This is a genomic window from Nostoc sp. NMS8 (assembly GCF_017115045.1).
Classification (GTDB): domain Bacteria; phylum Cyanobacteriota; class Cyanobacteriia; order Cyanobacteriales; family Nostocaceae; genus Nostoc.
This window is the reverse complement of the sequence record NZ_JABXKK010000107.1, coordinates 25,837-34,157: the sequence shown is the minus strand read 5'-3', so window position 1 is coordinate 34,157 and position 8,321 is coordinate 25,837. Positions and strand designations below refer to the sequence as shown.

5 protein-coding genes and 1 pseudogene are annotated in these 8,321 nt (G+C 44.2%); 4 read left to right on the top strand and 2 right to left on the bottom strand.

The genetic code is table 11. The features are described from left to right. Nucleotides 1-142: 142 nt before the first annotated feature. The 4 genes and pseudogenes from HWQ39_RS28725 to HWQ39_RS28710 all read left to right on the top strand — a co-directional run. Nucleotides 143-637, top strand: a pseudogene (locus HWQ39_RS28725) (cadherin-like domain-containing protein); the annotation flags it as partial. A 348-nt stretch (nucleotides 638-985) separates the two neighbouring features. Continuing rightward, complete coding sequence (locus HWQ39_RS28720; protein WP_292853052.1) at nucleotides 986-1,429, top strand: type I secretion C-terminal target domain-containing protein; 444 nt, start codon at nucleotides 986-988, stop codon at nucleotides 1,427-1,429. Between the two features lie 370 nt (nucleotides 1,430-1,799). Then, the gene (locus tag HWQ39_RS28715) at nucleotides 1,800-3,869 is read left to right on the top strand and encodes a VWA domain-containing protein (protein ID WP_292853046.1); all 2,070 of its coding nucleotides are present in this window, start codon (nucleotides 1,800-1,802) and stop codon (nucleotides 3,867-3,869) included. A gap of 258 nt (nucleotides 3,870-4,127) precedes the next feature. Then, nucleotides 4,128-5,381: a glycoside hydrolase family 10 protein gene (locus HWQ39_RS28710; RefSeq protein WP_292853050.1), complete on the top strand. Its 1,254-nt coding sequence runs from the start codon at nucleotides 4,128-4,130 to the stop codon at nucleotides 5,379-5,381. Between the two features lie 63 nt (nucleotides 5,382-5,444). Here the strand turns inward: HWQ39_RS28710 and HWQ39_RS28705 are convergent, their stop codons facing one another. Both HWQ39_RS28705 and HWQ39_RS28700 read right to left on the bottom strand, forming a co-directional pair. Then, entirely contained in the window at nucleotides 5,445-6,926 is a 1,482-nt protein-coding gene (locus tag HWQ39_RS28705; protein WP_292853043.1) for a site-2 protease family protein, read from the bottom strand. 283 nt (nucleotides 6,927-7,209) lie between these two features. Next, on the bottom strand, nucleotides 7,210-8,232 hold the full coding sequence (locus HWQ39_RS28700; protein ID WP_292853048.1) for a spore photoproduct lyase family protein: 1,023 nt from the start codon (nucleotides 8,230-8,232) through the stop codon (nucleotides 7,210-7,212). Between the last annotated feature and the right edge of the window lie 89 nt (nucleotides 8,233-8,321).

The following is an 8,321-nucleotide window of genomic DNA, read 5'->3' as shown; positions in this document are numbered from 1 at the left end:
CTCAAAAACTCAATCATTATTCAAATTACTACAAAAGGGGATGAAGGGGCTGCCGACGGCAGCCCCTTCATCCCCCCCTTAAAATGATTATCATTATTGCTAATGGAATAGTTTATTTTCTGGAAGTCCCTTTAACCTAACAGTAACTCCCGTTAACGATGCACCCGTTGCCGGTAATGACTCTGCCAGCGCCAATCAAAATACACCTTTGACTCTGCTAGCTGCTGACCTGTTAGCTAACGATACTGATGTAGACGGCGGCACTTTGAGCATCACTGCTGTGAGTAACGCTGTTAATGGTACTGTCACCTTAAATAACAGTGGCAATGTAGTCTTTACTCCGACCACAGGTTTCAGTAATGGTAATGGCAGCTTTAAATATACCGTCAGCGATGGCAACGGTGGCACTGACTTGGGGATAGTAACGGTAGCAGTTGGCACAACCCTTAACGGTACTAGTAATAACGATAACCTCAGTGGTACATCAGTTATACAAAATGCTGATGGAACCTTCAGCTATTCAGCTAATCTAGACTTCTCCGGTGCCGACAGCTTTACCTACAACATCAAAGATAATTCCGGTGCCATTAGTAATACAGCTACCGTCAACTTAACGATTAATCCGCTCAACCTTCAAGGTGGTTCAGGCAATGATACTCTGAAATTCCAAGGGGCTGGCTTAACTGCTCAAAATCTGCTGCTGACTAAGAATGGTAGCAATCTGGAAGTCTCCTTTGAAAACATCGCCAATAGTCCAAAGGTAATCCTGCAAAACTTTGCCTTGGAAAACCTGGATAATCTGCGGAAATCTACCGGAGCCAGCGTTGATTTAGGTAACATCCTCTTTAATGGACAAACCACTATTCAAGATAGTTTTGATGTCTTTGATGTCAACTCTACTCAAAGCAACCTCTTGAACCAGAACTCAGTTAACTTTCTCAACAACTTGAATAACAATGTCAACGGCTTTGACAACTCCGCTGATGTGATTAACGGTCAAGGAGGTAATGACCGCATCGACGGCAAGAGTGGCAATGACCTACTGCGTGGTGCTGCTGGGAATGATACCTTAATTGGCGGTAGCGGTAATGACATCCTCATTGGTGGTGCTGACAATGATAGCCTGACTGGCGGTAGCGGTAATGACCAGTTTGTTTACCAAGCCTTCAGCGATAAGGGGACTACTGGTGATGCAATAACCGATTTTAACAAGAATGATGATAAGTTAGTTTTGACTGACCTATTCAAGAGTTTGGGCTACGGTGGCAGCAATCCCATTAGCGATGGCTATTTGCGGTTTGTGCAATCGGGTACTTCTACTAGAGTTCAGGTTGATGCCAATGGTGGTGCTGATGCTTTAAGTACTTTGACAACTTTGAATAATTTCACCGCGACAAATTTGGTGATTGGTAGTAATGTCCTCGTTTAGTTCGATATGTATGGGGTAGGCAAATATTTGCTCTTGTTATGCCACTAGCTTGAGCGGAAAAACTATTGAGTGTTCTGCAATTGAACGACTAAGTAATTGCTTGATCCAGATTATTGAACTGATATTAAGAAGCACTGTTATTTAGCGGTTATTGCATAGAATACAGACCATTTGTAGGGGCACAGCATTGCTGTGCCCTGCATCCAAACGAGAACCGCTATATTTCCTGATGCTAGACAGAAATGCTTAGTTTTGTATCACTTACAGTTACCAAAACTGCAACGGTTATAAAATCTCAGGCTGCTCAAGACTATTCTAAATAAGTAGAAACTTCAAATGTGACAAACAAATTTAGTGTGAGGATTCAGCCATGTCTTACCCGATTCCGTCCAAAATGTGGCAGCGAGTCAGTATTGTTGCACTGTTATTATTAATACCATCAATAGGAATTGCGATTTTACGTCAGTCTGCTACGGTTGCGGTTCCAGTCAATCAAACTCCTCCCAGTTCTACCATTCTGCCCAATCACCCTGACTACCAAGCACTTCAGGGATTGGTAAAACAGTATAGTTGTGTCGTTTCCGTCCAAAACTTTGGCACTCTTCCCATAACTCGAACTGAGTTTGCCACAGTCTTGAATGACTGTCTAAATCGCATCAATGAGCTAACAACGACCGATCCCAAGATAGTTATCCAAGCAGATATGAAAACTCTGCAACGCTTGCAGTCTGAATTCGCGCCGGAGTTAGCAATCCTCAGAAGTTCGATAAATGAATTGGATGCTCGTAATCTTACCACTCTAACTCAGACTACCAGAGAACGTACTCTAGCTGAGTCTACCCGAAAGACTCAACCCTTACCCACAGTTCTACCCCGTAGTATTCCATCTAGGGCATCTGTGCAGGATCAACTAGTTAACCGCCCCGCAAGCCCTAAACTCCAAGCTGGTAGTAGTATTGGAAGGGTTGCACCCCAAGCTGAAACAGATAGCAAATTTAATACAGAAAACTACAACAGAATCGAGGATAATCCCTTTCATCGCGTCGGTAATGACCCACTTTCCACCTTTTCTATTGATGTCGATACAGCATCTTATAGCAACGTGCGACGGTTTATTACTCAAGGGGAATTACCACCCAAGGATGCAGTGCGAATTGAGGAATTGATCAATTATTTTACCTACAATTATCCTCAACCAAAAGGCGAACGCCCTTTTTCTGTAACCACTGAAGTTGCTGCTACTCCCTGGAATCCTCAACATAAGATGGTACTGGTAGGTTTGCAAGGTAAACGCTTAGAGAGCGAAACTTTACCACCCAGCAACCTAGTATTTCTGATTGATGTCTCCGGTTCTATGGCTGAACCCAACAAATTGCCCTTGGTGCAGCAATCCTTGAAATTGCTGGTGAATAAACTGCGCCCTGAAGATCGGGTAAGTTTGGTAGTTTATGCTGGGAATGCTGGATTAGTGTTACCTGCGACTCCAGGTAGTCAGAAATCAAAAATTCTGGCGGCTATTGACCGCTTGGAGGCTGGAGGTTCCACTGCTGGCGGACAGGGTATTGAACTAGCTTACAAGATAGCCAAACAAAACTTCCTCAAATCTGGCAATAACAGAGTAATTTTAGCTACCGATGGAGATTTTAACGTCGGGGTTTCCAGTGATGCCGACTTGACGCGATTAATTGAACAGAAGCGAGACCAGGGAATTTTCCTGACGGTGTTGGGATTTGGCACTGGGAACTATAAGGACGGAAAAATGGAGCAATTGGCTGATAAGGGTAACGGCAATTACGCTTACATTGATACCCTACTGGAAGCCAAAAAGGTTTTAGTTAACGATTTGAGGGGAACTCTGTTTACCATTGCCAAAGATGTGAAAATTCAGGTGGAATTTAATCCGGCGAAAGTTCAGGTATATCGTTTGATTGGCTACGAAAACCGCTTGCTGCAAAACCAAGATTTCAATGACGATAAGAAAGATGCAGGGGATATTGGGGCTGGTCATTCCGTGACAGCACTTTATGAAATCATTCCTACTGGTACAAAGAGCGATGTGAAGTTGCCAGAGGTAGACCCCTTGCGATATCAGCGTTCTGGTGAAACTGCCTCGAATGCTGTCGGCAATGAGTTGATGCAAGTAAAACTACGCTATAAGTTGCCCCAGGATAGCACCAGTCAATTAATTACCCAAACCATCCAAGATGATGATTTGAGAGCCGACCAGATACCCTCTACAAACCTGAGATTTGCTGCTGCGGTTGCTACCTTTGGGATGGTTTTGCGTGACTCTGAGTATAAGGGGAATGCTAATTATGATTTGGTGATGAAATTGGCAACTCAAGGGAAGGGCGAAGACCAGGAGGGTTATCGAGATGAGTTTATTCGTCTGGTGGAGCAATCTAGGGGGTTGATTACCAGAACGGGAAGTAGGGAGTAGAGAGTGGTGTAAGCTGTTGTGATTATAGTTTGCACATTGAGGCGGCAGGGGAGCAAGGGAGAGGATTTACAGGTTTTGCCTAATCATGCTTGTGATGCAATTTGCAGACGCAACAGCTTACTTCAATTACTTGAAAAGCACTGTATTTTGGAGATATTCACAACCCAGACCAAAAAGGCGATTGTTTTAGCGCTTACAATCGAAACGATCGCTATTCATGCTAATTGTTCATAAGTTGATGATGTCTGTAACCCAATGATGAAAAGGTTTGTAAAGTGGTGTGTTGAGTTTCCTTCTTGGTGGAATATTCGCCAAAGCAGAAAGTCTCTTTTGTTTGTCGTGATGCTTGCCTTGGGTGTGGTAAGTACGCTGATGCTATCATTCCCCTTGAAGGCTCAAATTAATCTACCACCAACGCCCGCATCTGAGTTAAGGGGAGTGTGGTTAACAAATATTGATAGTGATGTCTTATTTGAGCGCGATCGCCTCAAGGGATCTTTGCAACGCCTTGATGAACTCAATTTTAACACCATCTATCCGGCGGTGTGGAATTGGGGATATACATTGTATCCTAGCAAAGTTGCAGCCAAAGTTATCGGGCGATCGCTCGATCCCGCACCTGGACTGCAAGGGCGAGATATCCTCAAAGAAATTGTCGATGTAGGACATCAAAAAGGGTTAACAGTAATTCCCTGGTTTGAATTTGGCTTTATGGCACCAGCAGATTCTCTACTAGCTAAAAATCGTCCTCAATGGCTCACCAGTCGCCGCGATGGAACTCGGATTGTCAAAGATGGGAATGATAATCGCGTTTGGCTAAATCCCTTTCGCCCAGAAGTACAACAGTTTATTCAAGATTTAATCGTTGAAATTGTTAGAAACTACAATATTGATGGTATTCAACTTGATGACCATTTTGGCTTACCATCAGAATTAGGATACGATGCTTATACAGTAGCACTTTACAAAAAAGAACACCGTGGTAAAGCTCCCTCCAAAAACTTTAAAGATCCAGAATGGGTGCGTTGGAGAGCTAACAAAATCACCGAGTTTATGAAACGGGTTTTCAAAACCATCAAAGCCACTAAAAAAGATTGCCTCGTTTCTGTTGCTCCTAATCCTCAACGTTTTTCCTACGAATTCTTTTTAGCAGACTGGCAAAAATGGGAACGGCTAGGAATTATTGAAGACTTAGTTTTGCAGATATATCGTGATGACTTGAATGTTTTTGTTAGTGAATTAGAGTATCCAGAAGTGAAAACAGCCAAGAGCCATATTCCGGTGAGTGTGGGTATTTTAGCTGGATTGAAAAACAAATCCGTACCGATACAGCAGATTCAGACACAAGTGCAAAAAATCCGCGATCGCAATTTCGCCGGAGTCTCCTTCTTTTTCTATGAATCCCTCTGGAACATCAGCAAAGAAAAGCCTCAAGAGCGTCAAGCTGCCTTCCAAAAAATCTTCCCTACACCAACAACTTACCCGAATTTACTAGCAGGCTGGAAACCGTAGAAATGTGGGGAGTAGGGAGATAGACAGAGTTCTTTAAACTCCTAACTCCTAACTCCTAACTCTCTATCCTATTCCCAAACGCCCAGCCAAGCCCGGAGTTAGGGGTAGAAGCGTGGTAATCATCAAGAATAAAGCTAAAAGCCCCAAAGCGGCTCTAGCATCATCCGGTTCAGTGACTTCATTCAAGCTAGGGCGTTCTTGATCTCGTTGCAAGAAGAAAATCACGATCGCCCAGTACATAGCAATCATATTACCGAGAGACACTAGCGCCAGTAAAATTAAAGTTGCTACCGTTGCTCGTCCTGCGGTTTTGCGTCCATAAATCGCCTGAACAATGCGTCCACCATCTAGTTGTCCGGCGGGCATTAAGTTCAAAGCGGTAATTACTAACCCCAGCCAACCAATCACCACTAGAGGATGAACGCTTACTAGGGGTGACTGCAACGCCGAACCAAGGACAACTCGCGCCAAACTTCCCACCAAAATCGACCCTTGGAAAAACTGATTGGGCAATTGAAATAAACTACCTGGATGGGAAAGCAGCAAGCCCGTCACCAGCATTAACAAAGAGACAATACCACCTGCGGCTGGCCCTGCCAAGGCAATATCAAATAATACCTTGCGATTGGGCAACAAAGATTCAAAGCGGGTAATTGCACCAAAAGAGCCAATTTGCACTGCGGGTAGAAAGAATGGCCAGCTAAGGCGAATTTGGTGACGCTGTGCAAGTAACCAATGACCAATTTCGTGAGCTACTAAAATCGAAAATATTCCAGCGCCTATGGGTAAAGCTTCTTGAAACCGCCCTGGATTGCCAAAAAAATCAAAATTCAGCAGTAATCCCGCAGCTTCTAAACTTGTGGCAATGGTCGCTATCAACAGAATACCTGCAAAAGCTTTTTGCGATCGCAACATCGGCTTGGGATCGTTGCGACTGGGTAGGACAATTATCACGGGTCTATCGTCTGTGTTTTCCACTAAAAACAGACGATAGCGATCGCCAAGGCGTTGCTGTAAACTTGCAGTTAGACGGTTGTGAGTCTCTTCTGGTTCTCCCCGCAAATTGCCTTTAAAAATGGCTCCATCTTGGTAAGCGATCGTTTCTGTGGCAAAAAATGTATCGATACCGAAAATACCTTTAATTGCATTCAAGTCATCTTCAGCTATTGGCGGGATTTCCGCTTTCAGTTCTGTGACTGCTAGTTGTGGGGAATTTGCTGCAAGTGAGGAAGCGGCGGCGAGTCTTTCGGTTGCGCGTTGCTTGAGGATGTCATCTTGCCCAGCGGCGCGTAACTGTCTACCCAAATAAACGTACAATCCCGCGGATGTCACCACCAGGAACAATATACCCGCTATATTAATGTAAATCCCTGCGGCAAACAATCCAAAAAACAGGAGCCAGGGAGTCATCAACACCACCGACTGTAACCAGGCTAAGATTCCCAGCTTACCAAAAGGTCTAGCACGATAAAAGCCCCAGCCCAAAATGCCTAAAGCTACCAGTAGGATTGCCGCCAGGATAGAAGTTTCTGATAAAGTAAACATCTCCAAACCTTTGCTATTGAAACTAAGCCAGAACAAGTCCGGTATTGCAGATACACTTATTAATGTATAACGCCACCTGTCGTCTGCTCAAATTATCTCGCTTTGGGTGGTTGTAGCCAAACCCACGCGAGAGGTAAAAAAGTTTGTAAATCTTAAGTAGGATGTGTTACGGCTTTAGCCTAACGCACCTGAGCAACCTGAAAAGAGAGCGATTGATATATTTGCGATCGCTCTCTAACCCAATAATTAATTTGCTCAAACTCTATATGAGCGAAGTATTCTTCTAAGTCCAATAAAGAATTTCAGCATTTGGAAAGCGCCTACTAATCTCACTCTCAAAAAAGCTACGCAACGCCTTCATTGTATCCTTCTCGTAAACGTATTTCGTCCCACCAAACTTATTACGCTTGACGCTACGTTTTGCCTCATCCATCTCTAATTTTGATTGCGGATACCAAGTTTGTAATACTTCTTTTGACCCAGGTGTGAACCGATGCGAGATTAACTCAAAGGTAAGGTTACAGTCAAAATCCAGTGCCTCGTTTATCTGGTCAAACAAACGACTATAGTACATCTGCCAATCATCTATCGGCATAATTGGCGCGATCACCAAGCCTATTGGATAACCGCCACCGCCGCGCTCTTGTGGTAGCGCCAACCGTCGCAATGCATTCAGTCTAGATGCTACGGATGCCGTGCCACCTTCAAACTTACCAGAAATCGGTGCGGCATTAACACTCATCCGACAGCGAGTATGCCCATTGTGTGGTAAGTCGAGTAACCCATTCACAGCATCAAACTTCGATACCCAACGTAGATGTGCATTGGTACGAGTGCCAAAGTAACGGATACATTCAGCAAGACTTCCAGTTAAATGCTCAATACCCAATGGATCTGTGTAACAGCTAACTTCAAAACTCGTGGTTTTCCCCTGTTGCTCGTAGTTAGCTAAGTTCTCTAATATCTGCGGTAAGTTTGCAAAAGCGCGGATGACAGGTGGCCCCGATAAGCTACCCGCTAAGTAGCAGTATTGACAGTGAGCGGGACAACCTTCGGCAAGGTGAAACTGCCAATCCGCAGAAGGTGGGATCGGACTCAGTTTAAAAGAACTGGGTGGTGCAGTAACCACCGCTAAGGTACGTTTGGCGATGTCGTAAGTATCCCGCTCAGATTCACCGCGCAGACCCTTCAAGCGGTTTTGTGATAGTTCTTCTATTGGTAAGTTGAGTGACTGCACACGTTTAAGAATCTGCTGCCCCCAATCTTCATCTAGGGCAGCAGGTGTAAACAGTACCCGTTCAGGTATCCACAACCTTGGTAATCTTGTTTGTGTATCTGATACTGAAACTTGGTCTGTAATGGTATTCAGCAATATTGTTCTCCGTTATGAAAGTT

What these genes read in the sequence shown, in the direction of transcription:
- HWQ39_RS28710 (WP_292853050.1), top strand. Translation starts at nt 4,128, where the DNA reads ATGAAAAGGTTTGTAAAGTGGTGTGTTGAGTTTCCTTCTTGGTGGAAT.
- HWQ39_RS28715 (WP_292853046.1), top strand. Translation starts at nt 1,800, where the DNA reads ATGTCTTACCCGATTCCGTCCAAAATGTGGCAGCGAGTCAGTATTGTT.
- HWQ39_RS28705 (WP_292853043.1), bottom strand. Translation starts at nt 6,926, where the DNA reads ATGTTTACTTTATCAGAAACTTCTATCCTGGCGGCAATCCTACTGGTA.